Source organism: Microvirga tunisiensis (assembly GCF_009296175.1).
GTDB lineage: Bacteria > Pseudomonadota > Alphaproteobacteria > Rhizobiales > Beijerinckiaceae > Microvirga > Microvirga tunisiensis.
Genome location: NZ_VOSK01000942.1, coordinates 1 through 666 on the forward strand (window position 1 = coordinate 1; position 666 = coordinate 666).

Sequence of the window (666 nt, forward strand, 5' to 3'; positions counted from 1 at the left end):
TGCGGCAGTACTTCCCGAAGGGCTCAGACCTGTCCGTGCATAGCCAGAGCGACTTGGATGCGATCGCGCTCAGGCTCAATACTCGGCCAAGAAAAACCCTTGGCTTTCAAACGCCAGGAGCGACGCTGGCCAAAGCTGTTGCGCTCACTTGAACCCACCACCGCTTTTTTCGCCAAGGAGGGAAGTCGATGAGGTTCACGTTCATCGATGCGGCGAAAGCGGAATTCCCCATCCAGCGCCTGTGCCAAGTTCTTGAGGTGAGCCAGAGCGGGTACTTTGCCTGGCGAAGTCGTCCGGCTTGCCAGCGTCAGCGCGACGATCTGGTGCTGCTCGCCCATGTCCGGTCCGCCTTTCGAGAGTCGAATGGCACCTATGGCAGCCCACGAATGACGCGCGAACTCCAGGATCAGGGCCTGCCCATCGGGCGCCGTCGGACGGCTCGGTTGATGCGTGAGAACGGCCTCAAGGCCCGGCAGAAGCGCCGCTTCAAGCGCACCACGGACAGCCATCACGCCTTTCCGATTGCTCCCAACCTGCTTGAGCAGGACTTCTCAGCCACACGCCCGAACCAGAAATGGAACGCCGATATCTCGTAGATACTGTCGGCGAATTCCCTGTTGGCTATTCAGCAAGAGGAGGATGGCATGAGTCTTCATCCCGAGCCGA

2 pseudogenes are annotated in these 666 nt (G+C 59.9%); both read left to right on the plus strand.

The features are described from left to right. Positions 1-152, plus strand: a pseudogene (locus FS320_RS44625) (IS30 family transposase); the annotation flags it as partial. A gap of 12 nt (positions 153-164) precedes the next feature. Beyond that, a pseudogene (locus tag FS320_RS44630) lies at positions 165-593 on the plus strand (IS3 family transposase); the annotation flags it as partial. Positions 594-666 lie beyond the last annotated feature (73 nt).